Here is a 25,624-nt window from a genome sequence, read left to right on the forward strand (position 1 = left end):
ACCGTCCCCGACTCCCGCGACCTCCGGAGGTGAGCCCCGTGAAAATCCTGGTGTGGCATGTGCACGGTTCCTGGACCACCGCGTTCGTCCAGGGCCCGCACACCTACCTGGTGCCGGTCCTGCCGGAGCGGGGTCCTGACGGGCTGGGCCGGGCGAGGACGTTCGCCTGGCCGGACTCCGTACGAGAGGTGACGCCGACTCAGCTACGGGACGCGCCGGTCGACCTGGTCGTACTCCAGCGGCCCCACGAGGCGGCCCTCGCCGAGAACTGGCTCGGCGGGCGTCGGCCCGGGCGGGACGTGCCCGCCGTGTACCTCGAACACAACGCCCCCGACGGCGACGTCCCGAACACGCGGCATCCCTGCGCGGACCGCGACGACCTCCTGCTGGTGCACGTCACGCACTTCAACCGGCTCTTCTGGGACAACGGCGGCACCCGTACCGCGGTGATCGAGCATGGTGTCGTCGATCCCGGCCACCGCTACACCGGCCGGCTGGACCGGGCCGCCGTCGTCGTCAACGAGCCGGTCCGCCGGGGCCGCTTCACCGGCACGGACCTGCTGCCCGCCCTGGCCGAGGCTGCCCCCCTCGATGTGTTCGGCATGCGCACCGAGGGCCTGGCCGGACACCTCGGGCTGCCCCCGGACCGCTGCCGGACCGCGGACCTCCCGCAGCGCGACCTGCACGATGCCATGGCCGAGCGACGGCTGTACCTGCACCCGGTGCGCTGGACCTCGCTCGGGCTGTCCCTGCTGGAGGCGATGCATCTCGGGATGCCCGTCGTTGCCCTTGCCACCACCGAAGTGATCGAGGCGGTCCCGCCGGGAGCGGGGGTGCTCTCGACCCGGCCGGAGGTCCTGGCCGCGGCCGCCCGCCACTACCGGGAGGAACCACAGGCGGCGGCCGAGGACGGAGCGCGCGCCCGCCGGGCCGCGCTCGAACGCCATGGACTCAAGCGCTTCCTGGACGACTGGGAACGCGTGATGGAAGAGGTGACCCACGGATGACGCCCATGCCCCCCGAAGGGACCGACCTGACGGGCCGCGCGTACGAAACCGACGCGCTCGACATCGCGCTCGTCTCGGAGCACGCCAGCCCGCTCGCCGTTCTCGGCGGTGTCGACGCGGGCGGCCAGAACGTCCATGTGGCCCACCTCGCCGGAGCGCTCGCCGATCGCGGTCACCGGGTCACCGTGTACACCCGGCAGGACGCGCCGGACCTGCCCGGGCGCGTCCTGATGCGTCCCGGGGTCGAGATCAGACATGTGCCCGCCGGGCCCGCCCGGCGGATCCCGAAGGACGAACTGCTCACACACATGCCGCAGTTCGGCAGGTTCCTGGGCGACGTATGGGTGCAGGCACCGCCGGATCTCGTGCACGCCCACTTCTGGATGTCCGGCTACGCCTCGCTGTGCGCCACCCGGGAGCTCGGCCTGCCGTTCGTGCAGACCTACCACGCCCTCGGCACGGTCAAGCGGCGGCACCAGAAGGACGACGACACCAGCCCCCCGGAGCGGATCACCATCGAGACACGGGTCGGGCTGAGCTGTGACCGGATCATCGCCACCTGTCACGACGAGGTCCGCGAGCTCTCCGCGATGGGCATCCCGCGCGCCAAGGCCGCCGTGGTGCCCTGCGGCGTCGACCCCGCACGCTTCACCCCGCACGGACCCGCCGCACCCCGCGGCGCCGCACGGCAGCTGCTCCAGATCGGCCGTCTGGTGCCCCGCAAGGGAACGGCCGTCTCCATCGAGGCGCTGGCCGGTGTTCCCGACGCCGAACTGGTCGTCGTCGGGGGCCCGCCCGCCGACCGGCTCGACGAGGACCCGGAGGCGCGGCGGCTACGAGCCCTCGCCGCACGGGCCGGGGTCGCGGACCGGGTGCGGCTGACCGGGGGACTGCCCCCCGAGGAGATACCGGCATTGTTGCGGGCCGCGGACGTCGTGCTCTGCCCGGCGGACTACGAGCCCTTCGGGATCGTGCCGCTGGAGGCCATGGGCTCCGGCACGCCGGTGGTCGCCAGTGCCGTCGGCGGCCACCTCGACACCATCGACGACCCCGCGACCGGCCGGCTGGTCCCACCCGGCGACCCGGACGCGCTGGGCGAGGCGATCACCGACCTGCTCACCCACCCCGCGCGGGCCACTGCCTGCGGTGCGGCCGGACGGCGCCGGGTGCTCGCCCACTACGGCTGGAACCGGATCGCGAAGGCCACCGAGGACGTCTACCGCCAGGTGCTGCTACGGCGGCCCGCAGCCCTGGGAGTGGCCTGACCGGCCCGGGACGGCCTCGACCGCTTCCGCCGCAGACCGACGCGGTGCCGAATCGTCGCACTCCGTGAAGTCCCACCCCGTGGAGTCGCACCCCCGTGGAAAGGAGGGAGGACCCGGTCCTCGCGGACCGGAGCCGACCACCATGCCCGATCCCCACCACGCGGCCCGGCAGCACTGCCGGTCACTGCAGGACGCACTCGACGGCCTCGGCCGCCAGGAACTCGGCCGGATCACGGACTGGGGCCGGCACCTCGCCGCCGTCCTGCCCGCCGGCGGCAGACTGCTGGCCGCGGGCAACGGCGGCAGCGCCGCCCAGGCACAGCACCTCACCGCCGAACTCGTCGGCCGCTACCACGACGAACGCCCCGCGTACTCCGCGATCGCCCTGCACGCCGAGACCTCCAGCGTCACCGCCATCGCCAACGACTACGGCTTCGAGGAGCTGTACTCCCGCCAGGTCGCCGCCCACGGGCGCCCCGGCGACGTACTCGTCCTGCTGTCGACGTCCGGACGCAGCCCCAATGTGCTGGCCGCCGCCGACACCGGCCAGGCCGTCGGTCTGCTGGTGTGGGCCATCACCGGGCCCCGCCCCAATCCACTGGCGGTCCGCGCCCACGACGCCCTGTGCGTCGACTCGGCCGACACCGCCACCGTCCAGGAGGCCCACCTCGTCGCGGTGCACCTGCTCTGCGAGGCGTTCGACACCGAGTGCCCCGCGCCGGAGCGCCTCACCGCGACCGTACGGAGGGCGGTCACATGACAGGGAAGCCGGTGGTCGTGGTGGGGGACGCGCTGCTGGACCGTGACATCGACGGGGAGACGACCCGGCTGGCCCCGGACGCCCCGGTTCCGGTGGTGGACGTCGTCCGCGACCGCTGCCGCCCCGGCGGCGCGGGGCTCGCCGCGGCGCTGGCCGCGCGGGAGGGCCGTGAGGTCGTCCTGGTCACCGCGCTCGGCGACGACCCGGCCAGCCGTACGGTGCGGGACGCGCTGCGTTCCCGGGTCCGGCTGGTCGAACTGGCACTGGACGGGACCCTCCCCGTCAAGACCCGGGTACGGGTCGGCGGGCGCCCTCTCGTGCGGGTGGACGACGGCGGCGGCACACCCGGCGAACCCGACGAGACGGTACGGGACGTCCTCGACGGCGCGGGCGCCGTCCTGGTCGCCGACTACGGCCGGGGCACCGCCACCGCCGTACGGCGGCACCTGACGCGGGCGGCGCGGCGGCTGCCACTGGTGTGGGACCCGCATCCGCGCGGCGAGGCACCCGTGCACGGCGCGCGGCTGGTCACACCCAGCGGGGCGGAGGCGTACGCCATGACGCGCGTCGGCGACGACTCGCTGCACGCGCACGCCCTGCGGGGCACCCGTCTCGCGGACCGCTGGCAGGTGGCGGCCGTCGCCGTGACCCTGGGTGAGCACGGCGCGATGCTGACCCGTGCGGGCAACGACAGCCCGATGCTCGTGCCCGCCCCCTACCGCGCCGACGGCGACCCGTGCGGTGCGGGCGACTGCTTCGCCGCGACCGCAGCGAGGGCGTTTGCCGACGGCGCGCTGCCCGAGGAGGCCGTGCAGCGGGCCGTCGCCGAGGCCACCGCGTTCGTCGCCGGGGCCGGGGCGGGTGACCACGCGCTCTGGCAGACCCCCTCCGAGGCGCCCGCCGTACCGCCGACCCGGCCCGCGGATCCCTTCGCCCTCGCCGAGCGGGTCCGGGCGCGGGGCGGGACGGTGGTGGCCACCGGCGGTTGCTTCGACCTGCTCCACGCCGGGCACGTCGGCCTGCTGGAGGGCGCCCGCCGGATCGGTGACTGCCTCATCGTGTGTCTCAACTCCGACAGTTCGGTCGCCCGGCTCAAGGGGCCGGGCCGCCCGCTGACACCCGAGGCGGACCGTAGGCGCATCCTCGGCGGGCTGGGCTGTGTGGACGCCGTCGCGGTGTTCGACGAGGACACCCCGGAGGCCCTGCTGCGCGAACTGCGCCCCCACGTCTGGGTCAAGGGCGGCGACTACACCGCCGACACGCTCCCGGAAGCCGCCGCCCTGCGGGAGTGGGGCGGCCAGGCCGTCGTCCTGCCCTACCTCGACGGCCGCTCCACCACCGAACTCGCCCACCGCGCGGCCCTCTCCCGAGGCCGGAACAGGAAGCCGGAACCCGAGCCGGAACCCCCACGATGACCGGACGGCTGGTGGTGCTGCGCGCACTGGGCCTCGGCGATCTGCTGACCGCCGTGCCCGCGTTGCGTGCGCTGCGCCGGGCCTTCCCGGAGCACGAGACCGTACTGGTGGCACCCGCGCGGCTGGCGGACGCGGTCGCCGCGACCGGGGCCGTGGACCGGCTGCTGCCCGCCGAGGCGCCCGGCCGCGCGGTGCCCGCCCGGATCGACTGGCCCTGGCCGCCGCCCGACCTCGCCGTGGACCTGCACGGCAACGGCCCGCTCAGCCGGGATCCGCTGCGGGCGCTGAACCCCGCCGGGCTGCTGGCGTACGCGCAACCGGACGGGCCGGCCTGGCAGGCGGACGAGCACGAACGGGACCGCTGGTGCCGGCTGCTGGACTGGTACGGAATCGCCGCCGATCCCACTGATCTGCACCTCCCGGTGCCCGATCGCCCGTCGCCCCTTCCGGGGGCGACGGTGGTCCACCCCGGCGCGGACGCCGCCGCCCGCCGCTGGCCCGCGGAGCGCTTCGGAGCGGTCGCGAACGCACTGCGCGCGGCGGGACACCAGGTGGTCGTCACGGCGGGCGCGGGCGAGGGGGCCCTCGCCCGCCTGGTCGCGCGGCACGCCGGGCTGCCGCCCTCGTCGGTCCTCGGGGGACGGGCCGACGTGCCGTTCGAGGAACTCGCCGCCCTCGTCGCCGGTGCCCGCGCGGTCGTGGTCGGCGACACCGGACTCGCCCATCTCGCCACCGCCCTCGGGACACCGTCCGTGGTGCTGTTCGGGCCGGTCGCCCCCCGGCTGTGGGGGCCGCCCGCCGATCCCCGGCATCGCGTGCTGTGGCACGGCGACCCCGGGGGCGCGGCCCGCCCCGGTGACGCCCATGGAGACCGGACCGACGAGCGGCTGCTGCGCATCACGACCGCGGAAGTCATCGACGCGGTGCACCGGCTGCCGAGGCTCGGGCGCGACCGGCCGGCCGTCGCCGGGCGGCTGCGATGACCGTCGGCGTCATCGGTTCTTGGACCGCGGTGGTCGTGATCTTGCCGCGGCGAGGCCTGTGAGGAAGTCCACCATGGCGGTGTAAGGCCAGGTGAACAGGGGGGAAGGGGCCCCTCCGGGGCGGTAGGGCCGGAAGGGGAGATTCCGTATCGGGGTGACCGTCTGTGAGGATGGCTCGGCCCGAGGGCCCGGCCTGCCTCATCGTCGAGCGCGGCATCGCGAGCAGCGAGGGCCCGGCACCCGAACGACGCGTGTTCCGCCCCTGTTCGGGTTGCTGCCCCCTGTGCCCGTACCTCGCCCCGCTGGGGCTTCACGAAGCGCTCTGACGTGTCACTTTCCCCTGAATCCACACTGCCCGTCGCCGGCCCGCGCGCCCGCACCCGTTTGCGAACCCGCTTCGGCAGCCGCGGTGACCGCGTCGCGTGGCGTTGTCTGAGGTACCCCAGCATGCGCTGGTGGTCGGCCGCCAACCTGTTGTCGAACACCGGTACCTGGATGCAGCTGACCGTGCAGAACCTGCTGGTGTTGCAGATCACCGGCTCGGCCGCCGCGACGGGCCTGTCGCTGGCGGTCCAGGCCGCCCCCGGCCTCCTGCTCGGAGTCGCCGGAGGCGCGGCCGTCGACGCCTGGCCGCGCAAGCGCACCGCGCTGGTGAGCCAGACGGTGCTGGCCCTGGTGGCCTTCGTCACCGCGGCGATGGTGGCCCTCGACCAGCTCAGTACGGGCGGTCTGCTGGTGCTGGCCGCCGTCACCGGGCTGGTCGCCACGGTCGACGGCCCGGCGACCGCTCTGCTGGGCAACGACCTGGTCCCGCCGAAGGACCTGCCGTCCGCCATCGCCCTGGGCTCCGCGGTGCACAGCGTCGGCCGGTTCGCCGGGACCGCGTCCGCCGCCGTGGTCGTGGGCCTGTTCGGCAGTGCCACGGCCTATGTGGCCGACGGCTTGTCCTTCCTCGCCGTCGCCGCCGTGATCCCCTTCCTGCGGCCCGCCCCTGTACCCGACAAGCAGGCTCAGGCACCCGAGGAGCAGGCTCAGGCACCCAAGGAGGATCCGGCGGGGGAACCGGGCGGTCTGGCGTTCTTCCTGCGCAGGCCCCGACTGGTCGCGCTCACCGCGATCACCGCGCTGAGCTCGGTCTTCGGCCGCAACTACACGCTGACCCTCGCTGTCCTGGTGACCGGACCGCTGCACGGCGGCTCCGAGGCGTACGGCGTGGTGTCCACCGTCCTGGCCGTCGGTGGAATCGCCGGCGCGGTCGTCGCCGGGCGGCTGCGTAGCCCGTCCGTGCGTCTGGTCGCCGCCCTCGCCGCGGCGGGCGCTCTCCTCCAGGTGGCCGCCGGCCTGTCCGGCACGCTGGTGATGCTCCTGGTCCTGGTCCTGCCCATGGCCGTGCTGGAGTCGGTCTCGGACACGGCCGGCGCCACGGTGCTGCAGACCGATCCGCCGCCTCACCTGCGCGGCAGGGTCCTCGGCGTCTGGCGCAGCGCGAGTACCGGCTGGGGGCTGGCGGGGCCGCCGCTGCTCGGCCTCCTGCTCGAATGGGCGGGTGCCCGCGGGGCTCTGGTGACCGGCGGTCTGATCATCATCGGCGGACTGGCCGCGGGGGCCGTCCGGCACCGGGCCACGACCCAGCCGTCTCCCGTCGTCCTCATCCCCGCCCAACGCTCGGCCTGACCCGGCTGACGGGACTCGGCCCACGGCAGCCTGGCGTGGACGTCGAGGCCCGCCCGTGACGGCTCCCACTTTTGGCATAGGACAAAATGTTAGGGTGGCCGCGGAGGTGATCGCGTGCGCATCAGCGGGACGACCGCGGCCGAGATCGCGGGCAGTGTGCGGGACCAGGTCGCCGCGGGTGAACTGGCGCCGCGGGCGGTGCTGCCGTCGGTGCGGGCGCTCGCCGCCGAGCTGGGAGTGAACCGGAACACCGTCGCCCTGGCGTACCGGCGGCTGGTCGAGGCCGGGGTGGCCGAGACCCGGGGCCGCGGTGGCACGGTGATCGCGGCGGTGCCGCAGCTCGCCCGCGAGGGCGCGGACGTCGGTGGCGACCTGATCGACCTGGCCGGCGGCAACCCCGATCCGGACCTGCTGCCCGATCTCCTCGCCGCGTCCCGCCGGGGCCACTACCGCCCGCCCCTGTACGGCACGCCCGCCGTCGACGCGGGGCTGAGCGACTGGGCCTCCGCCGACTTCGCCGAGGACATCGAGCAGCCGTTCCGCACGTTGGTGGCGCACGGAGCGGTCGACGCCACCGAACGACTCCTGAACGCCCACCTCGCCCGCGGCGACACGGTGGCGATCGAGGACCCCTGCTTCCTGGCGAGCATCGGCACACTGCGGCTGAACGGCTACCGGTCGGCACCGGTCCCGGTCGACGGCGCAGGCATGCGTCCCGACGCGCTGCGCGCCGCCCTCGAGGACGGTGCCCGCGCGGTCGTCTGCACGCCCCGCGCCCACAACCCGACCGGCGCGAGCCTCACCGAGGAACGTGCGGCCGAGCTGCGCGCGATCCTCACGGACCATCCCCAGGTCCTGGTGATCGAGGACGACCACTTCTCGGCGGTGTCCGCACGGCCGTACCACCGGATCACCCCTCCGACCACCGCACGCTGGGCGCTGGTGCGCTCCCTGTCCAAGTTCCTCGGCCCGGACCTGCGTCTCGCCCTGGTCGCGGCCGACGCCGAGACCACCGTGCGCCTGGAGGCACGGCTGAGCGCCGGCACCACCTGGGTCAGCCGCCTGTTGCAGCACATCGCCCGCGAACTGCTGCTCGACCCCGGAGTGCAGGAACTCCACGAGCGGGCCCGCGAGGCATACGCACACCGCAGCGGCCTGCTCGTCGAGCGGCTGCACGCCCATGGCATCGAGGTCCCCGACCGGCCCGACGGGCTGAACGTGTGGGTCGAACTCGACGTCGACGGCCGGTCGGCGGTCGAAGCCCTGGCGCGTCGGGGCTGGGCCGTGCGGTCCGGCCACCTCTTCGTACGCGATCCGTCCACCCACCCGGGTGCCATCCGGATCACCAGCTCCACCGTCACCGCATCGCAGGCGGAGGCGTTCGCAACCGAACTCGCCGCCGTCCTGACGGAATTGCGCGCAGCGAATCGATGACCGTGCCCCCTTCTCCCGTCAAGGAGCCCTCATGTTCCGTGGTCTGAGCGCCTTCCCCCTCACCCCCACCGACGAGCACGGCATCGACGACAAGGCGTTCGCCGCCCTCGTCGCCCGCCTCGCGGCCGCCGGGGTGGATTCCATAGGCGCGCTCGGCTCCACCGGCGGCTACGCCTACCTCACCCGGGAGCAGCGCGCCCACGCCGTCAAGATCGCGGTCGAGGCCGCCGACGGCGTGCCCGTCCTGGTCGGTGTCGGCGCGCTGCGCACCTCGCACGTCCTCGCGCTGGTCGAGGACGCCCAGCAGGCCGGGGCCTCCGGAGTGCTGCTCGCCCCGATGACGTATCAGGCGCTCACCGAGGACGAGGTTTTCGGGCTGTACGAGGAGGTCACCCGCGAGCTGTCCGTGCCGCTGTGCGTGTACGACAACCCCCGCACCACGCATGTCGACTTCACCGACGAACTGCACGGCCGGATCGCCCAGTTGCCGAACATCGGCTCCATCAAGATCCCCCCGCTGTCCGAGGGCCCGGCGCAGGCCAGGGCCCGCGTCGACGCGCTGCGGGCACTGGTCCCGGAAACGGTGACCATCGGTGTGAGCGGCGACTGGACCGCCGCCCGCGGCCTGAACGCAGGGTGCGACGCCTGGTACTCGGTCCTCGGCGGAATGTTCCCGCGGACCGCCCTCGCCCTCACCCGCGCCGCGCAGGCCGGTGACGCGGGCCGGGCGACGGAACTGTCCGACGAACTCGAGCCGCTGTGGGCCCTGTTCCGCCGCCACGGCGGCCTGCGCGTCATGTCCGCCGCCGCGTCCCACCTCGGCCTCGCGGGGGAGCCCAATCTGCCGCGTCCCCTGCGCGGGCTGGACGAGACCGCACGTCAGGACGTCGTCGACGCGCTGACCGCCCTCGGTCTCACCGCCTGAGCATGCGCGCCGTCAACCGCAGACTCAGGGCGCCCGGAGCGAACACCGAGAGCGGGGCGCCCTCTCCCGTCGGCCGCAAGGGGGGCCTGCCGCGCTACGTCGTCGCCGCGGCCCTGGCCCGTACCGCCGACGGGGGTGCGGTCGTCGCCGTCGTCCTGCTCGTCACCGCGTCGGGCGGCTCGGGGACGCTCGCGGGGGTGCTGGGCGCGTGCGTCACCGCGCCGCACTTGCTCGGCCCCTTCGTCGCCCGCCCGCTGGATCTCGCGCGCGACGGACGCAAGGTCATCGCGGTGGCCTGCCTGCTGTACGCCCTCGCGCTGACCGCGGGCGTCCTGACGTACGACCGTGTGCCCGCTCCGGTGACCGGGCTGCTGCTGGCCGTGGCCGGCACCTGCGGCCCCTTGCTGACCGGCGGCATCAGCAGCCGGCTGCCCGCCATCGTCGGACCCCGTCTGCGCACCCAGCGCCGGGCGCAGGGGTGGGACGTGGCCACGTACGGCATCGGCGGAACCGTCGGTCCGTCCCTGGTGGCGGCGCTGTCGGGCGGGGTCTCGCCCTCCGCCGCGGCCCTCGCGCTGGCGGGAGGGGCCGGGGTGGCGGCAGGGTGTGTGCTCCTCCTGCCCCACGCGCCTCCCGCCCACGGCGGGGACAGGGCCGCGATCCTCAAGCCGGGACCCACCCTGGCCCTGATGGCCCGTACCGGCCGACTGCGGCGCACGGTCTGCCTGACCATGATCGTCGCGCTCAGCGTCGCCGCACTGCCCATCACCGCGGTGCACATGACCAAGATCCTGGGTGTCGACCCCGCCACCGCGGCGGTGCTGACCGCCGCCTACGGCCTCGGCAACCTCGCCGGCTCCGCGGTGCTGATGGTCTCCCCGCTCAACGGCGACCCCGACCGCCTCATGCGCCGCCTCGCCCTGGGAGTCGTCGTCGGCCTCGGCCTGGTCGCCGCGAGCCAGGTCTTCGCCCTGTCCGTGGCGGCGTACGGTCTGACCGGCATTCTCAACGCCCTCTTCTTCGCCGCCACGCTCGCCGCCCGCACCGAGTACGCGCCCGCGGAGGCGCGCGGTCAGGTCTTCATCTGGGTGGCGGCCTTGAAGATCACGTCAGGATCAGCGGGTACCGCTCTCGCCGGGTCTCTCACGGGCCTGGACGTACGTCTGCCGCTGCTCCTCGGCATCGCCGCGATCACGGCGATCACGGTGGTCGCAGGGCGTCCGAGATCGACTTCGCGCCCCCGTGCGCGGTGAGGCCGCCGTCGACCGGGATCTCCGCTCCGGTGATGAACGACGCCTCGTCGGACAGCAGGAACACCACGAGCGGGGCGACCTCGTCCACGGTGCCGGTGCGGCCGAGCGGGGTCTCGCGGAGGTTGGCCTCGCGGAACGCGGGTGCGGCGGAGGCGGTCATCGCGGTCTCGATGAAGCCGGGGTGGACGGTGTTGACGCGGACGCCACGCGGCCCCAGTTCCAGGGCGGCGGTCTTCGACAGGCCACGCAGCGCCCACTTGCTGGTCGTGTACGCGACCGGGTAGTGGGCGGTCAGCGCCGCCGAGGAGCCGACGTTCACGATCGACGCCCCCGGACGCATCAGCGGCAACAGGTGCTGGATGCCCAGCAGCGGTCCGGTGACATTGACCGCGTGGACCCGGGCCATGTCCTCGGGACGTACGTCGTCGATGCGGGCCCGCCAGGTGACGCCCGCGTTGTTGACGAGGCCGTGCACCTGCCCGTACGCCTCGCCCAGGTCGGCGGCGAGTTCCGCCCAGTCCCGCTCACTGGCGACGTCGAGGCGGCGGCAGCCGGGTGCCTCCGTCACGTCGGTGGCGATCACGCGGGCGCCCTCGCGGGCCAGTGCCTCCGCCTGGGCGGCGCCCTGGCCGCCGGCCGCGCCCGTGACGACGACGACCCTGCCCAGGAGCCGCTCGGCGCGGAGGCCGGTCACGGCCGCTCCCGGGAGCGACGCCGGGCCGAGGGGACCGGCACCGGATCGGGGCCGCTCACCACGGTGTTGGAGACGCTGCCGATGCCCTCCACGGTGAGCGTCACCGTGTCGCCGGGCCGCAACGGCGGCGGGTCCTGGGTGCCCCGTACGCCCCACAGCTCGGCGAGACAGCCGCCGTTGCCACAGGTGCCGGAGCCGAGGACGTCACCCGGGCGCACCCAGGTGCCGCGTGAGGCGTAGGCGACCATCTCCTCGAACGTCCAGCTCATGTTGGACAGCAGGTCCTTGCCGACGACCTCGCCGTTCACCGAGGCGGTGAGCCCGAGCCGCAGGAAACCGTCCTCGTCGCGGAAGGGCTCCAGCTCGTCCGCGGTGACCAGGTAGGGGCCCAGAGTGGTGGCCGTGTCCTTGCCCTTGCACGGGCCGAGGCCCACCCGCATCTCGGCGGACTGGAGGTCACGCGCCGACCAGTCGTTGAACACCGTGTAGCCGACGATGTGGTCGCGGGCCTGCTCCGGGGTGAGGTCGCGGCCCTCGGTGCCGATCACGGCGGCGACCTCGAGCTCGAAGTCGAGCACGCTCGACCCGGGCGGCACGGGGACGTCGTCGCCCGGGCCGTACACGGCGTACGGGTTGGTGAAGTAGAACGTCGGGGCCGCGTACCACTGCTCGGGCACACCGGCGGCCCCGTCCACGGACCGCCGTACGCCCTCGACGTGTTCCTCGAAAGTGACGAAGTCGCGCACGGTGGGCGGCTGGAGCGGCGCCAGCAGACGGACCTCCGAGACTTGGGGGCCGGTGGCCGGGACGTCGAGCGTCGCGGAACCCGCGGCGAGCAGTTCGGGCAGGCCACCGCCCCCGGCGAGCAGTCCGGTGAGGGAGTTGACACCGGGCAGGGGGGAGAGCGTGCCGTCCTCTTCGACGACGGCCACCTGGCGTCGGTCGCGGTACTCGTATGTGGCGAAACGCATGGCAGGGGTCCTGTCGGCGGAAGGGTGGGCGGGCGAGGCCGGGGGTCAGACCGGCGGGGCCACGAAGCAGCCCCGGTCGGGGTCGTTGAAGGACTCCTTGGCGATGAGTTCGTTCATCGGGTTCGCCGTGCCCCACTGGTCGGTGACCTCGGGCCGGGAGAAGTCGTACACGTGCGGGTGCCAGGTGTCCTCGTCGAGGAGCTCCAACTCCGTCGTGTACTCCACGGTGTTGCCGTGCGGGTCGAGGAAGTACGTGAAGGTGTTGTCGCCCGCCATGTGCCGGCCCGGGCCCCAGACCTTCTTGAAGCCGGCCCGCATCACGCGGCCGGAGCCGCGCATGTACTCGTCGAGGCCGCGCATCTCGAAGGAGACGTGGTGCAGCGAGGTGTGCGGGCCCTTGGCGATGGCCATCGAGTGGTGCTGGTTGCTGATCCGCATGAAGTGCATGACCTCGCCCATGTGCGGGGAGCTGAGCGTGTCGGAGAGGCGGAAGCCGAGGTGACGCTCGTACCACGCACGGGTCTTGTCGAGGTCCGGCGAGTTGAGCACGACGTGCGACAGCTTGACCGGGATCGACTCCTTCTCCTCGATCCTGCGGTGCTGCCGCACGTCCACGTCCGCGGAGACCTCGATGGTGCGGCCGTCGACGTCGAAGAAGCGGAAGCCGTAGCCGCCGCCGGGGGTGTCCACCTTGCCCGGCTGGCAGATCAACTCCACCCCTCCGGCGAGGAGTCGCTCGGCGAGGGTGTCGACGTCGGCCGCGCTCGCGGCACCGTAGGAGACCAGGTCGAGGCGCTTCTCGTCCGCCTTACGCAGCCGGATCACGTACTGCTCCGGGCTGCCCTCGGCGGCGAGGAAGGAGATCCCCGCGTCCTCGGCGACCTTGGTCAGGCCCCAGACACCGGCGTAGAAGTCGAGTTGCTTGTCGTAGTCGGGCACGGCGAGGTCGACGTGCCGGAGGTGGGTGAGCAGGCGCATGGTGTCAGTCCTTCCGGAGGAGGGCGGCCGCGTTGCCGCCCCGTACGGCGTGGAAGTCGGCGTCGGCCAGTCGTGCGGAGCGCAGGGCGCCGACCGGGTCCTCGGTGCCCATGTCGAAGGGGAAGTCGGAGCCCAGCAGGACCCGGTCGGCCCCCGCGACCCGGATCAACTCCCGCAGGACGTGGGGTTCGTGGACGAGGGAGTCGAAGTACAGCTGCCCGAGGTAGCTGCTCGGCTCCCGGGCGCAGCCCCGGGCGTCGGGGCGGGCCCGCCAGGCGTGGTCGGAGCGGCCGAGGTGGGTCGGCAGATAGCCGCCGCCGTGGGCCGCGATCAGCTTCAGGTCCGGATGGCGGTCCAGGACGCCGGAGAAGATCAGGTGCGAGAGCGCGACGGCGTTCTCGGTGGGCTGGCCGACGGTGTTGGACAGGTACCACCGGTCCAGGCGCTCGTCGAGCGTGCAGCCGAAGGGGTGCAGGAGGAGGAGGGCTCCCGTCTCCTCCGCCCGGGACCACAGGGGGTCGTACGCCGGATCCGACAGCTCGCGGCCCGGCGCGTGGGAGGAGATCTCCACCCCCCTCAGCCCCTGCTCCAGCGCGTGGTCGAGCGCCTCGACCGCGAGATCGGGGTGCTGGAGCGGGACCAGGCCCAGGCCGTGCAGCCGGTCGGGGGCCTTGGCGCAGTGTGCGGCGGTGCCCTCGTTGGCCAACCGGCATACACGCTCGGCCAGGTGGGGCCCGGCCCAGTAGTGGTAGTGCGACGGGGACGGGCTGACCAGCTGGACGTCCACGCCCTGCGCGTCCATGGCCGCCAGACGCACGGCGACGTCCGTCAGCTTCGGCACGCGGGCGCCGACCATGGGGCCGTTCACGGCCAGGGCCGCCGGACCGTTGCGGCGCGCGTCCAGGTCACGGGCCTCGGCGAGGCCCGCGGCACCGGCCACGGCCTCCTCGACCTCCGGGAGCAGGAGGTGGGCGTGGACGTCGATCGTCGGTGTCGCCATCGGTACGGGCCCGGTCACGGGAGTTCCTTCAGGGCGGTCATGGTCCGGCTCATCAGTCCGGGTACGTCGGCGTCGCGCACCCCGTCGAGCAGCCATCGGGCGAGCTGGACGGAGGCGTCGACGACCAGGCGGACGCGGGGGATGCGGCGGGCGTGGTAGTCGGTGAGCAGCTGCTCGTCCCAGTTGTCCCGGCCGGTCAGCAGCTCGGCGAGGACCTGGACGTCCTCGAGGGACATGGCGGCGCCCTGGGCGAGGGTGGGCGGGCAGCTGTGGGCGGCGTCCCCGACGAGCACGACCCGGCCACGGTGCCACGGGCCCTCCACCAGGTGCCGGTCGAAGCAGGTGTAGTTGACGGCCTCGGGGTCCGTGAACGCGCTGCGGATCTCCTCCCAGGCACCGCCGTAGCCCGCGCTGAGCGCCCGCATCTCGTCGGCGTACGCCTCCGGGGCCACCGAGCCCCGGTCGCGGGCCCGTTCGACGAGGTACGCGTAGACCGTGTCCTCGCCGGTGGGGCAGTAGCCGGCGATGAAGCAGGGGCCGCCGTAGACCATCTCGGTGCGGCGGACACCGGCCGGGCGGGGCGCCGGTGCGCGCCAGATACCCATGCCGAGCGGCTCGGGTCTGTCGGTGACGCCGATCATCGCGCGGGTGGCGGAGCCCAGCCCGTCGGCGCCGACCACCAGGTCGTAGCGGCGGCCGGTACCGTCCGAGAAGGTCACCTCCACGCCCTTCCCGTCGTCCTCGAAGGCGGTGGCCGTGGTGCCGAGGCGGACGTCGGCGCCCGAGGCGCGCACCTGGTCGATGAGGAGTTGCTGCAGCACGGGGCGGCTCATGCCGATGTGCGCGGGCAGGTCCTCGCCGCCGGTGCGCAGCTCGTGCGGGGTGTGCAGCACCGTGCCGTCGGGGGCGAGGATGGCGAGGCCCTCGGCGGCGAACCCGTGCTTCTCGATCTCCGAGAGGACCCCCACCTCGCGCAGGACGCGCAGCGCGTTGCCCTGCAGGGTGATACCGGCGCCCGCGGCGGCCTTCCAGTCGGGGCTCGTCTCCACCAGGTCGACGGCGATCCCGGCTCGCCGCAGCAGCACGGCCAGGGCGTTTCCGGAGGTGCCACCGCCGATGACGAGGACGGTGGGGCTGGGTCTGTCTGTCATGTCGGGATACCTCCCGGGAACGGGCCGCGCGGCTTCGGGCGGCGAGAAAGAGAGCCAGGGGCGAGAAGAGGGCAAGGGGCGAGAAAGAGGGCAAGGGGCTACTTGACGGCGATCGGGTTGACGGGGGAGCCGACCGCGCCGGTGATGGGGAGGGGAGCGGCGGTCAGCCAGAACTCGTGGACGCCGTCCGCCGCGCAGTCCGCGGCGAGGGTGTCGAGGTCCCACATCTCGCCGATCAGCAGGCCCAAGTGGGGGATGACCACCTGGTGCAGCGGCTGGAAGGCGTGCTCGAATTCGTTCGGCCGAACCTCGAAGCCCCAGGTGTCCGTGGCGATCGCGGCGATCTCGGTGCCGTGCAGCCAGCCTGCGGTGGTGAAGGACAGCCCGGGTGCCGGCCCGCCCGCGTAGTCGCCCCAGCCGTGGCGCCGGGCGCGGGCGAGCTGTCCGGTGCGGACGAGGACGATGTCCCCGCGGCCGACGGCGACCTCGTGCGCCTCCGCGGTCGTGGTCAGGTGCTCCTCGGTGATGGCGAAGCCGTCCGGCAGTTCGCCTTCGGTACCCACGACTCGGCCCACGTCCAGCAGCACGCCCCGCCCCGCCACATACGGCGCCATGTGCTCGATGCCGGTGACGAGGTCGCCCTCGGAGGTGACGACCTTCTCGGCCGCCCGTCCGTTCCACGCCCTGCCGTGGTCGAAGATGTGCCCGAGCCCGTCCCACTGGGTGGAGCACTGCAACGGCATCGCGATCACGTCGTCGGCGCCGCCGATGCCGTGCGGGAAGCCCTGGTTGCCGAGGGCCGCGTCCGTGCCGGTGTCCAGCATGGTGTGCACCGGGTTGGTCCGCCGGCGCCAGCCCTTCTGCGGGCCGTTCATGTCGAAGGACTGCGAGAGGGAGAAACTGACCCCGCGCCGGACCAGTGCCGCGCCCTCGCGCCGTTTGGCCGCGTCGAGGAGGTTCAGGGTGCCGAGCACGTCGTCCTCGCCCCAACGTCCCCAGTTGGAGTACGCCTTGGCGGCCTTGGCGATCGCGCCCTCCGGGTCGTGGCGGTCCGGGCTCATGCCGTTCCCTCCGCCACACAGCGGGTGCGCTGCACACCGAGCCCGGTGATCGAGCCCTCCATGACGTCGCCGTCGCGCAGCAGCCGTCCCCAGTGCATGCCGTTGCCGGCCGGGCTGCCGGTCAGCAGCAGGTCACCGGGCAGGAGCCGGGAGGTCCGCGAGGCGTACGACACCAGCCGCGCCACCCCGAAGAGCATGTCCTTGGTGGACTCGTCCTGCATGGTCTCGCCGTTCAGCTTCAACGTGACGCGCAGGTCACCCGGGTCGGCGATCGACCCGGCCGGTACGATCCACGGCCCCAGCGGGGTGAATCCGGGGGCGTTCTTGCTGCGCAGCCAGTCCGTGCCGATGGCCTTCATGTCCCGGCGGAAGACGGTGGCCCGGTCGGTGAGGTCGTTGGCGATGGTGTATCCGGCGACGTACTCCAGGGCCTCCTCGACCGGCACCTGGAAGGCGGGCCTGCCGATCACGGCGGCCAACTCCAGCTCCCAGTCGGGCTGCCGCGCCCACGAGGGGAGGACCACGTCGTCGTACGGGCCCGTGATCGCGCTCGGCAGTCCGATGAAGACGTACGGCAGGTCCTCGGCGGCCCGGCGGTCCATGACCGCGGCGATCTCCGCCCGGGCCTCCTCGGCGGTGCGGGGGTCGTCGGGGGAGCGGTGGGCGACCTCCAGGTCGATCACGTGCTGCCGGTAGTTGGCGCCGGACTGGAAGATCTGCCGGGGTTCGATCGGCGCGTGCACCCGCAGGCCCTCCAGCGGCCGCCAGTCGAGGGAAATGTCGTCCGCGAGGGAGTGCAGGACGGGGAGGGCCTCGGCCCACCGCTCCAGTACGGCCCGCACGTCGGACGGCGCCCAAGCCAGAGCCCGGGACAGGTCCAGGACCCGGTCACCGGCCAGCAGTCCGGGGAACGCACCCCCGCCCGGGGCGGAGAACGTGCCGAGCGCGAACGGGCCGACAGGTGACGCGAGCGTTGCCATGAGATTTCCTCCCGCTGGGTTGCGGACTACTCTGACCCCCGTCGGCAGATCACGGAAATCAATCTTGTGGATGCGCCGAATCCACGGCATGGATGGCTTTCGACCCGCTAGGCGGTGCCCGGTGAACCTCTCCCGACTCGACCTGAACCTCGTCGTAGCCCTGCGCGCTCTGCTGGAGGAGCGCAACGTCACCCGGGCCGGCGAGCGCGTCGGACTGAGCCAGCCCGCCATGAGCGCGGCCCTGTCCCGGCTGCGCCGCCATTTCGACGACGAATTGCTCGCCAGGACCGGCAACGCCTACGAGCTGACTCCGCTCGGCGCCGCCCTGCGCGACCGCAGCGCCACCGCCTGCGACCTGCTGGAGCGCGTCTTCTCCAGCCAGGCCGACTTCGACCCGGCCGTGGAGACCCGCGAGTTCACGCTGCTGGCCTCCGACTACGGCGCGGCTGTCTTCGGCGCCGCGCTCGCCCGCGCGCTGCACGAGGAGGCGCCCGGCATCCGGCTCACCTTCCAGCACCCGGCGCCCTCCGTCGTGGAGAACACCGCCACCGTGCTGAGCACCGTCGACGGGCTGCTCATGCCGCACGGCGTCATCGACGGCTTCCCCGTCGTCGACCTCCACCAGGACCGCTGGCTGTGTCTGGTCGCCGACGACAACCCCGAGGTCGGCGACGAACTCACCCTCGGCCAACTGGCCCGGCTGCCCTGGGCCGTCTACCAGCGCCCCTACGACGCCCCCGCCGCCCGCCAGCTCAGCATGATAGGCATCAGCCCCCGGGTGGAGGTCTCCGTGCAGACCTTCCAACTGCTGCCCCACATGGTCGAGGGCACCCGCCGGGTGGCGATGATCCAGGAGCGCCTGGCCCGCGGGGCGGTCCGCTCCGCGGCGGTACGCGTCCTGCCCTGCCCCTTCGAGGCGGTACCGGTGCGGGAGGCGATGTGGTGGCACCCGGTGCACGCCCAGGACGCGGCACACATCTGGCTGCGCCGGAAGGCCGCGGAGATCGGCGCGACGCTGACGGGCGACGGGCCGGAGGGGGCGGTGCCGCCGGCGCCGGGCGGGGGATCGGCGCAGGTCCGGTTCTGATCCCGGGGCCGAGCGCACATCCGGACGCACGGCGGGCTGGGCGGCCCACCGGTCTCGGTGCGCCGCCCCGCCCGGTGTCGCGTCTCAGGCCGGCCGCTCCGGCAGCGCCCGGAGATCGGCGGCGTCCACGCGGCGCCGGGTCAGATGCAGGGCCGCTGCCACGACAGCGGCGGCCAGCCCCAGCATGCCCACCGCACCGGCGAGGCCGCCGACCACCGACTCCCCGGCGAGCAGCACCAGCGGGCAGACGAACTCGCCGCCGAAGAAGGCCGCCAGCCACAGGCCCGTGCCACGACCGCGGTCCTCGAACGCCAGCCGGGACATGGCGCTGGTGAGGAGAGCGGGCAACAGCATGCCCGTGCCCAGGCAGTTGACCACCGCTCCCACGACCAGCAGCGGCGCGTTGCCCGCGACGGACATCACCCCGAAACCGGCCGCGCAGACCGCGAGAACGGCGGGCAGCATCGGGTCCGGGGAACGCTTCAGCCGGGCGAAGGCGACCGCTCCGCCCACGGTGGCGGCACTCGCGACCGCCGTGGCCAGCCCGATCACACCGGTGTTCGCCACGCCGAGGTCGTCGAGCAGGTACGACATCTCCACCGGGACCGTGTAGAAGACCATCGCCCCGAAGAACGTGAGCGCGCAGACACCGGCCAACTGCCGCCAGGGGAACGGACGTCGGTCCCGCACCGAGGGCGCCTCCGTCGTCTCCGCCCGCTGCGGGGCGTCGCCGGAGGTCGCGCGGGCCGCCGGGGAGGGCAGCGCCGCCGGGGAGGGCAGCGCGGAGGCCATCAGCGGGGCGAGGGCGAGGCTCACGGCGTAGATCCAGAAGGGCAGCCGCCAGCCCGCCGCGCCGACCGCGCCGCCGAGCACGAAGAAGACGGTGGCGGACGCGGACGCGCACATGGTCTGCAGGGCGAGGTACTTCACCCGCCGTCGACCGGTGTAGTAGTCGCCGATCAGCGTCGTGCAGCACGTCATGATGGCGGCCTCGGTGACGCCGACCAGCACGCGGCTGCCGATGATGGCGCCCAGCGAGTCCAGCCAGAGCGGGGCCGTGCCGAACACGGCGTACAGCAGGGTCGCCACGATCAGCAGGCGCTTGCGGCCCAGCCGGTCCACGATCACCCCGGCGAACGGGGCCAGCAGCGCCAGCGCCAGGGCGGGCACGGTCAGCGCGAGGGGAACCAGCGCCTTGGCCCCCGGCGTGGACGCGAAGTGGTCCTGCATCCGCGGCAGCACGGGGGCGATGAGCACCGCCCCGAGGATCGGCAGACAGCTGCCCGCCATCAGCAGGGTCACGCGCAGCAGATGGGCGGGGCCCGACACGGCGACGGGTGACACGGTGGTCTCGTCGGTGTCGTCCACCACGGAGGTGGGCGGGAGCAGGGAACCGGGCATGGCGACTCCAGGGGGCGGCGTACGGGAGAGGGCATGCCGTCGGGGGCGCCGCCGACGGCGCCCGGCACACCGGGGGAGGCCCCGCACCGGCGGCTGGTCCGGACAGCGGCGGGCGGGTTGGGACGACTATGAGCGGTCCGCGGACCTGCCGCCATCCTCCCGGCGATCGCAATCCCGTATCCGGCTCATCCATGCCGTGGATGTGACCGGGAGGCCGGCCCGGTCGAACGCCGGCCACAAAAAACGCCGGGCCGGCCCATGAGGGCCGGCCCGGACGGTGGCTGATCAGACCTGGTCGCGTCGGACCAGGCCGAGGAATCAGACCAGGTCGAACCGGTCGAGGTTGGAGACCTTGACCCACGCCGCGACGAAGTCCTTCACGAACTTCTCCTTGGCGTCGTCGCTCGCGTAGACCTCCGCGAGGGCGCGCAGCTCGGAGTTGGAGCCGAAGACCAGGTCGGCACGGGTGCCGGTCCACTTGACCTGGCCCGAGGCGTCGCGGCCCTCGAAGGTGGTCTGGTCCGCGGACGTGGACTTCCAGGTCGTACCCAGGTCGAGCAGGTTGACGAAGAAGTCGTTGGTCAGCTTGCCCGGGGTCTCGGTGAAGACGCCGTGCGACGAGCCGCCCTGGTTGGCGCCGAGGACGCGCAGGCCGCCGACGAGGACGGTCAGCTCGGGGGCGCTCAGGGTGAGCAGGTTGGCGCGGTCGAGCAGCAGGTACTCGGCGGGCAGGCGGTTGCCCTTGCCGACGTAGTTGCGGAAGCCGTCCGAGGTCGGCTCCAGCGCGGCGAAGGACTCCACGTCGGTGTGCTCCTCGGTGGCGTCCACACGGCCCGGCGTGAAGGGGACCTCCACGTCGAAGCCGGCGTCCTTGGCGGCCTTCTCCACCGCGGCGGCACCGCCGAGGACGATCAGGTCGGCCAGGGAGACCTTCTTGGCACCGGCGTTGAACTCGGCCTGGACGCCCTCCAGGACGCGCAGGACCTGGGCGAGCTCGTCCGGGTCGTTGACCTCCCAGCCGCGCTGCGGCTCCAGGCGGATACGGGCGCCGTTGGCGCCGCCACGCTTGTCGCTGCCGCGGAACGTCGAGGCCGACGCCCACGCGGTGGACACGAGCTGCGAGACCGTCAGGCCCGACTCGAGAAGCTTGGCCTTCAGGCCGGCGATGTCGGCGGCGTCGATGACCTCGCCCGTGGCCTCCGGCAGCGGGTCCTGCCACAGCAGCGTCTCCGCCGGGACCTCCGGGCCGAGGTACAGGGACTTCGGGCCCAGGTCACGGTGGGTCAGCTTGTACCAGGCGCGGGCGAAGGCGTCCGCGAACTGGTCCGGGTTCTCGTGGAAACGCTTGGAGATCTCGCCGTAGATCGGGTCGAAGCGCAGCGAGAGGTCGGTGGTGAGCATCGTGGGCCGACGCTTCTTCGACGGGTCGTGCGCGTCCGGGATGATCTCCTCGGAGTCCTTGGCCACCCACTGGTTGGCGCCTGCGGGGCTCTGGGTGAGCTCCCACTCGTAGCCGAAGAGGATGTCGAAGAAGTCGTTGCTCCACTGGGTGGGCTTGGTGGTCCAGGTCACCTCGAGGCCGGAGGTGATGGCGTCGCCGCCCTTGCCGGTGCCGTGGGTGGACTTCCAGCCCAGGCCCTGCTGCTCCATGGAGGCGGCCTCGGGGTCGGCGCCGACCGCGTCGGCCGGGCCGGCGCCGTGGGTCTTGCCGAAGGTGTGACCGCCGGCGATCAGGGCGACGGTCTCCTCGTCGTTCATCGCCATGCGGCGGAACGTCTCGCGGATGTCGCGGGCCGCGGCCAGCGGGTCCGGGTTGCCGTTGGGGCCCTCCGGGTTGACGTAGATGAGGCCCATCTGGACGGCGCCGAGCGGGTTCTCCAGCTCACGGTCGCCGGTGTAGCGCTGGTCGTCGAGCCAGGTGGTCTCGGGACCCCAGTACACGTCCTCGTCGGCCTCCCAGACGTCGGCGCGGCCGCCGCCGAAGCCGAAGGTCGTGAAGCCCATCGTCTCCAGCGCGACGTTGCCCGTGAGGATCATGAGGTCGGCCCAGGAGATGGACTGGCCGTACTTCTTCTTGACCGGCCACAGCAGACGGCGGGCCTTGTCCAGGTTGCCGTTGTCCGGCCAGCTGTTCAGCGGCGCGAAGCGCTGCTGACCGCGACCGCCACCGCCGCGGCCGTCGCTGATGCGGTAGGTGCCGGCGCTGTGCCAGGCCATACGGACCATCAGCGGGCCGTAGTTGCCGAAGTCGGCGGGCCACCAGTCCTGCGAGGTGGTCAGTACCTCGGCGATGTCCCGTTTCACGGCCGCCAGGTCGAGGGCCTGGAACGCCTCGGCGTAGTCGAACTCCTCGCCGAGCGGGTTCGCGACGACGGGGTCCTTGGCGAGGATCTTCAGGTTCAGTCGCTCCGGCCACCACTGACGGTTGCCGCCGCCCTGAGTCGGGTGGGGGGCGCGCCCGTGCGCGACGGGGCAGCCGCCGCTCGTCTCCTCCGGCTTCGGGTCGGTGACGATCGCGTCGTGGTTCTCAGTCATGGAAGTCCTTCCGAACTGGGTGGATCACGGTGCTCAGGAACTGCGGGCGGTGGAACAGGCAGGGCACAGGCCCCAGTAGATGACCTCGGCCTCGTCGATCGCGAAGCCCCGGTCGTCGGACGCGCTCAGGCACGGGGCGTGGCCGACCGCGCAGTCGACGTCGGCGACGGAACCGCACGACCGGCACACGAGGTGGTGGTGGTTGTCCCCGACGCGTCCCTCGAAGAGGGCCGGGCTGCCGGGCGGTTCTATACGGCGCACGAGTCCCGCCGTGGTCAGCGCGTGCAGCGCCTCGTACACGGCCTGCAGGGAGATGTGGCCCACGCGGTCGCGCACCCCGCCGGCGATCGCGTCGACACCGAGGTGATCACCGGCCCGGACAGTCTCCAGCAGCGCGACCCGGGCCGCCGTCACCCGCAGGCCGGCACCACGCAGCTCCTCGGCGGTGGTTGGAGGCTGGGGTGAAGTCATGGAGGAGAACCTACCGCCTTAAACACGAACGATTCAAGAGAACGAATGGTTTAAGTCAGATGGCGCGTCGGAATACGTTCCGTGTTCCAGGGCGCGGCGCGGGTGTCCTGCGGGTGCTCAGGAGGAAGCGAGGGTCGCCAGGGCGCCTGCCGCCGAGGTGGTCCAGGTGTAGCGCCGCACCAAGTGCGCATGGATCCGGGCGGCGTTGGCGAAGGCCGCGGTTCGGTCGCCGAGAACGGCCTCGACGGCCCGCGCCCAGCGATCCGTGTCCTCGCGGACGCTCCCTGAGACCGGGATCACATGCCGGACCGCGTCCTCGGCGGGCAACGCCTCGCGCAGGAGCGCGCCGAGACCGCTGACGCCGCTCACCAGCACCGGGGTGCCGGCCATGATCGCCTCGGCGCCGGCCAGGCCGAAGGCCTCCGAGCGTGAGGGCATGAGCACCAGGCTGGCCCGCCGCAGGTCGGCCCCGAGCCGGTCGGTGTCCGAAGAGAAGGGCCGTACGACGATGTTCAGGGACGCCCGTTCGGACCATGCGGCCAACTTGCGGCGCAGCCGCGCCGATGTGTTCGGTGGCGCACCACGGACGATCAGCTCGATCTCGGGGCCCTCGCGGCGCCGGCGCGCGACGACGCCGAGGGCTGCCGCGGCGATGTCCAGGCCCTTGAGCGTGTCGTCCTCGGCCCGGCCCATCAGGAGGATCTTCCACGGCTCCCCGGGAGGCGGTCGGCGCGGCCCCTGCGGCGCGTCGGGTGCCGGCGTCTCGGGATCGAACCCGGGATCGAAACGAAGCGGTGCCGCACACGCGAAGGCGGACAGCTCATTCAGATAGCGGTTGTGCAGGCGCGGTCCGACCGCCAGTACGCGATGGGCCGTGCGGCCGAGCTCGAGCTCGACGGTGGTGCGTTCGTCGGCCCGTGCGCCCGGGTCGTCGTCCCGGCCCGTCTTGTGCCATTCCGTTTCGTCCGGAACCGTGTGCACGACGTGCAGGCGTCCGGCCGTCGGGAAGTGGTCTTCGGCGAGGGCCTGCGCCGCCGGGCCCGTGAAGCGGCCGTGGCCGACGACGTAGTCGGGGGTGAAACCGACGGGCAGCAGCGGTTTGCGGGCCAGCGCCAGGAGGTGCGGCGTGCCGGGGACGACCGGCGCCTCGATGAGGTGCACCCCGCTCTCGGCCGCGTCCTTGCGATCCTGCTCGGTCGCGTGGCAGACCAGGCAGCAGACCTCCGCGCCCGCTTCGGCGAATCCCCGGCAGAACCGGCGGTTGAAGGTGTTGACGCCGCCGTGGGTCGAATTCCAGGCGGTCGCCACCGCGAGGAACCGCCGCGCTCGCGTCCTGCTCTCGTTGTCCATGTCTTCAGGGTCGAGGCGAGGGGCCCTATGAAACGAGCCCGTGATCTATGAAACGCCGTGCCCGGACGACCGGCCCCGCCGGGTATGCAAGAGAGGAACCCGAACCGGCGAGGGGGCGAGCGTGGTGGATCCCGAAGACTGGAACAGTCTGCGTGACGGACTCGTGTTGGTGAGGGACGCGGTCTGGGCGCGGGGTCGATCCCCGATCGAGGAGGAGCGCGCCCTGCTGCGGAGGATCGCGCGCCTCCCCGCGTTCAGCGAGGTCGGCCCCCCGGCCGATCCGCTCCCGCGCGGCACCTGGATCACCACGCGAGTCGTCCAAGCGGTCACCGGGCTGCGTGCGGAACTGCCGCCCACCGCCTGGCGGGACGCGGGCCGGGCGGCCGACAAGGCGGTGCTCCTGTGGGCCCACGCGCTGGAGCACGGGTGGCGGCCGGCGGAACTGGCCGGGGAGTTCCCCGACCTGTTCACCCTGCGTACGCGGTCGACGGACGCCCGGGCGAGAAGGACAGCACTGGAGCTGCGCGTCCGTGGCGCCATGTGGCTCCAGGGAAACCGGCCTCTCCTGCGGGCACAGCAAGGCATCGAGCGGGTCTACTACGCGGTCCTCGCCGCGCTGCGCCAGGACGGGGACGCGGGCGCGCCCGGCCTGGACGACGCCGGGTTCACCTACGAGTGGCGGCGGCTGACCGAGGACCAGTACCGGGACCAGCGCCAGCTGCTGAGCGTACTGGCCTACCTCGCCCCGGAGCCGCTGCCGCTGAGCGCGCTCGGCGACGGTTGGGAGGCCCTGCCGTCGCCGTTGCGGCGCAGGGTCCGGCAGGAGTCCGAAGTGGCGGAGCTGGTCGCCTCGCTGTCGAGCCGCGGGCTGGTGGCCACGGACGGGGAGTCGGTGCGCTGCGGAGCGGGCACGCAGGAACGGCTCCGGCACGCCGTCGGCCTCAAACCGGGCGGTGAGAACGCCGCATGCTCCTTCGCCGTACGCTTCCTGCGGGCCGCGCTGCCCCCGGACACGCACTTCCACGAGTCGTGGGCGCGGTGGCGCACCGGGGCGCCCCATGTGGAGGCCGCTTCGGCCCACGCCGAGAGGCTCGGCGTCCGCCTCGGGGACGTGGCGCATCTGCTCGACCGCCTCGCGGTGTACCGGCGGGAGTCCGACCACGACACCGACGCGGCGGTCGCCTTCTCGCGGCGGGCGGTCGCCGTGGCGGAGGGGGCGGGCCGCCCCG

At 73.2% G+C, this 25,624-nt stretch carries 22 protein-coding genes; 10 read left to right on the forward strand and 12 right to left on the reverse strand.

The window, feature by feature from the left end:
- The first annotated feature begins 38 nt into the window (after nt 1-38).
- The 9 genes from ACGFNV_RS18275 (at nt 39) to ACGFNV_RS18315 (ending at nt 10,716) form a co-directional block, all read left to right on the forward strand.
- A complete protein-coding gene (locus tag ACGFNV_RS18275; RefSeq protein ID WP_393623614.1) occupies nt 39-1,007 on the forward strand; it encodes a glycosyltransferase in 969 nt (322 codons plus the stop codon).
- Nucleotides 1,004-2,272 carry a glycosyltransferase gene (locus ACGFNV_RS18280; protein WP_393623616.1) on the forward strand — a complete coding sequence of 423 codons (1,269 nt, stop codon included), beginning with the start codon at nt 1,004-1,006 and terminating at the stop codon, nt 2,270-2,272. Before ACGFNV_RS18275 ends, ACGFNV_RS18280 begins: the two co-directional genes overlap by 4 nt.
- Nucleotides 2,273-2,414: 142 nt before the next feature.
- A complete protein-coding gene (locus tag ACGFNV_RS18285) occupies nt 2,415-3,032 on the forward strand; it encodes an SIS domain-containing protein (RefSeq protein WP_393623618.1) in 618 nt (205 codons plus the stop codon).
- Entirely contained in the window at nt 3,029-4,447 is a 1,419-nt protein-coding gene (rfaE2, locus tag ACGFNV_RS18290) for a D-glycero-beta-D-manno-heptose 1-phosphate adenylyltransferase (RefSeq protein WP_393623619.1), read from the forward strand. Before ACGFNV_RS18285 ends, rfaE2 begins: the two co-directional genes overlap by 4 nt.
- On the forward strand, nt 4,444-5,430 hold the full coding sequence (locus tag ACGFNV_RS18295) for a glycosyltransferase family 9 protein (protein WP_393623621.1): 987 nt from the start codon (nt 4,444-4,446) through the stop codon (nt 5,428-5,430). Before rfaE2 ends, ACGFNV_RS18295 begins: the two co-directional genes overlap by 4 nt.
- A 447-nt stretch (nt 5,431-5,877) precedes the next feature.
- A complete protein-coding gene (locus tag ACGFNV_RS18300) occupies nt 5,878-7,104 on the forward strand; it encodes an MFS transporter (protein ID WP_393623622.1) in 1,227 nt (408 codons plus the stop codon).
- A 114-nt stretch (nt 7,105-7,218) separates the two neighbouring features.
- The gene (locus tag ACGFNV_RS18305; protein ID WP_393623624.1) at nt 7,219-8,538 is read left to right on the forward strand and encodes an aminotransferase class I/II-fold pyridoxal phosphate-dependent enzyme; all 1,320 of its coding nucleotides are present in this window, start codon (nt 7,219-7,221) and stop codon (nt 8,536-8,538) included.
- A gap of 31 nt (nt 8,539-8,569) precedes the next feature.
- On the forward strand, nt 8,570-9,463 hold the full coding sequence (locus tag ACGFNV_RS18310; protein ID WP_393623626.1) for a dihydrodipicolinate synthase family protein: 894 nt from the start codon (nt 8,570-8,572) through the stop codon (nt 9,461-9,463).
- Between the two features lie 2 nt (nt 9,464-9,465).
- On the forward strand, nt 9,466-10,716 hold the full coding sequence (locus ACGFNV_RS18315) for an MFS transporter (protein ID WP_393623628.1): 1,251 nt from the start codon (nt 9,466-9,468) through the stop codon (nt 10,714-10,716).
- Here ACGFNV_RS18315 and ACGFNV_RS18320 read toward each other — a convergent pair.
- The 7 genes from ACGFNV_RS18320 to ACGFNV_RS18350 form a co-directional block, all read right to left on the reverse strand.
- Nucleotides 10,664-11,410, reverse strand: coding sequence for an SDR family NAD(P)-dependent oxidoreductase (locus ACGFNV_RS18320; RefSeq protein ID WP_393623629.1), 747 nt, complete (start codon nt 11,408-11,410; stop codon nt 10,664-10,666). The genes ACGFNV_RS18315 and ACGFNV_RS18320 overlap by 53 nt on opposite strands.
- Complete coding sequence (locus ACGFNV_RS18325) at nt 11,407-12,381, reverse strand: fumarylacetoacetate hydrolase family protein (RefSeq protein ID WP_393623631.1); 975 nt, start codon at nt 12,379-12,381, stop codon at nt 11,407-11,409. The genes ACGFNV_RS18320 and ACGFNV_RS18325 overlap by 4 nt, the downstream gene beginning before the upstream one ends.
- A gap of 45 nt (nt 12,382-12,426) precedes the next feature.
- Nucleotides 12,427-13,359 (reverse strand): VOC family protein, encoded by a 933-nt coding sequence (locus ACGFNV_RS18330; protein ID WP_393623632.1) that lies wholly within the window; start codon nt 13,357-13,359, stop codon nt 12,427-12,429.
- A gap of 4 nt (nt 13,360-13,363) precedes the next feature.
- Nucleotides 13,364-14,359, reverse strand: a complete 996-nt coding sequence (locus ACGFNV_RS18335; RefSeq protein ID WP_393624061.1) for an amidohydrolase family protein — start codon at nt 14,357-14,359, stop codon at nt 13,364-13,366.
- 14 nt (nt 14,360-14,373) lie between these two features.
- Nucleotides 14,374-15,510 carry an FAD-dependent oxidoreductase gene (locus ACGFNV_RS18340; RefSeq protein WP_393623634.1) on the reverse strand — a complete coding sequence of 379 codons (1,137 nt, stop codon included), beginning with the start codon at nt 15,508-15,510 and terminating at the stop codon, nt 14,374-14,376.
- 98 nt (nt 15,511-15,608) lie between these two features.
- On the reverse strand, nt 15,609-16,571 hold the full coding sequence (locus ACGFNV_RS18345; protein WP_393623636.1) for a cyclase family protein: 963 nt from the start codon (nt 16,569-16,571) through the stop codon (nt 15,609-15,611).
- Complete coding sequence (locus tag ACGFNV_RS18350; RefSeq protein WP_393623637.1) at nt 16,568-17,551, reverse strand: fumarylacetoacetate hydrolase family protein; 984 nt, start codon at nt 17,549-17,551, stop codon at nt 16,568-16,570. Before ACGFNV_RS18350 ends, ACGFNV_RS18345 begins: the two co-directional genes overlap by 4 nt.
- Before the next feature lie 121 nt (nt 17,552-17,672).
- Between ACGFNV_RS18350 and ACGFNV_RS18355 the strand changes: the two genes are divergently transcribed.
- Complete coding sequence (locus tag ACGFNV_RS18355; protein WP_393623639.1) at nt 17,673-18,638, forward strand: LysR family transcriptional regulator; 966 nt, start codon at nt 17,673-17,675, stop codon at nt 18,636-18,638.
- A gap of 84 nt (nt 18,639-18,722) precedes the next feature.
- On the opposite strand, the gene ACGFNV_RS18360 is transcribed toward ACGFNV_RS18355, so the two are convergent.
- The 5 genes from ACGFNV_RS18360 to ACGFNV_RS18380 form a co-directional block, all read right to left on the reverse strand.
- A complete protein-coding gene (locus ACGFNV_RS18360; protein WP_393623640.1) occupies nt 18,723-20,039 on the reverse strand; it encodes an MFS transporter in 1,317 nt (438 codons plus the stop codon).
- A 318-nt stretch (nt 20,040-20,357) separates the two neighbouring features.
- Nucleotides 20,358-22,574 carry a catalase/peroxidase HPI gene (gene katG / locus ACGFNV_RS18365; RefSeq protein WP_393623642.1) on the reverse strand — a complete coding sequence of 739 codons (2,217 nt, stop codon included), beginning with the start codon at nt 22,572-22,574 and terminating at the stop codon, nt 20,358-20,360.
- Between the two features lie 33 nt (nt 22,575-22,607).
- Nucleotides 22,608-23,045, reverse strand: a complete 438-nt coding sequence (locus ACGFNV_RS18370; protein WP_393623643.1) for a Fur family transcriptional regulator — start codon at nt 23,043-23,045, stop codon at nt 22,608-22,610.
- Between the two features lie 117 nt (nt 23,046-23,162).
- Nucleotides 23,163-24,395 carry a glycosyltransferase family 4 protein gene (locus ACGFNV_RS18375; protein ID WP_393623644.1) on the reverse strand — a complete coding sequence of 411 codons (1,233 nt, stop codon included), beginning with the start codon at nt 24,393-24,395 and terminating at the stop codon, nt 23,163-23,165.
- Between the two features lie 735 nt (nt 24,396-25,130).
- Nucleotides 25,131-25,307: a hypothetical protein gene (locus ACGFNV_RS18380; protein ID WP_393623646.1), complete on the reverse strand. Its 177-nt coding sequence runs from the start codon at nt 25,305-25,307 to the stop codon at nt 25,131-25,133.
- Nucleotides 25,308-25,624 lie beyond the last annotated feature (317 nt).

This window comes from Streptomyces sp. NPDC048751 (assembly GCF_043198595.1).
Lineage (GTDB): Bacteria > Actinomycetota > Actinomycetes > Streptomycetales > Streptomycetaceae > Streptomyces.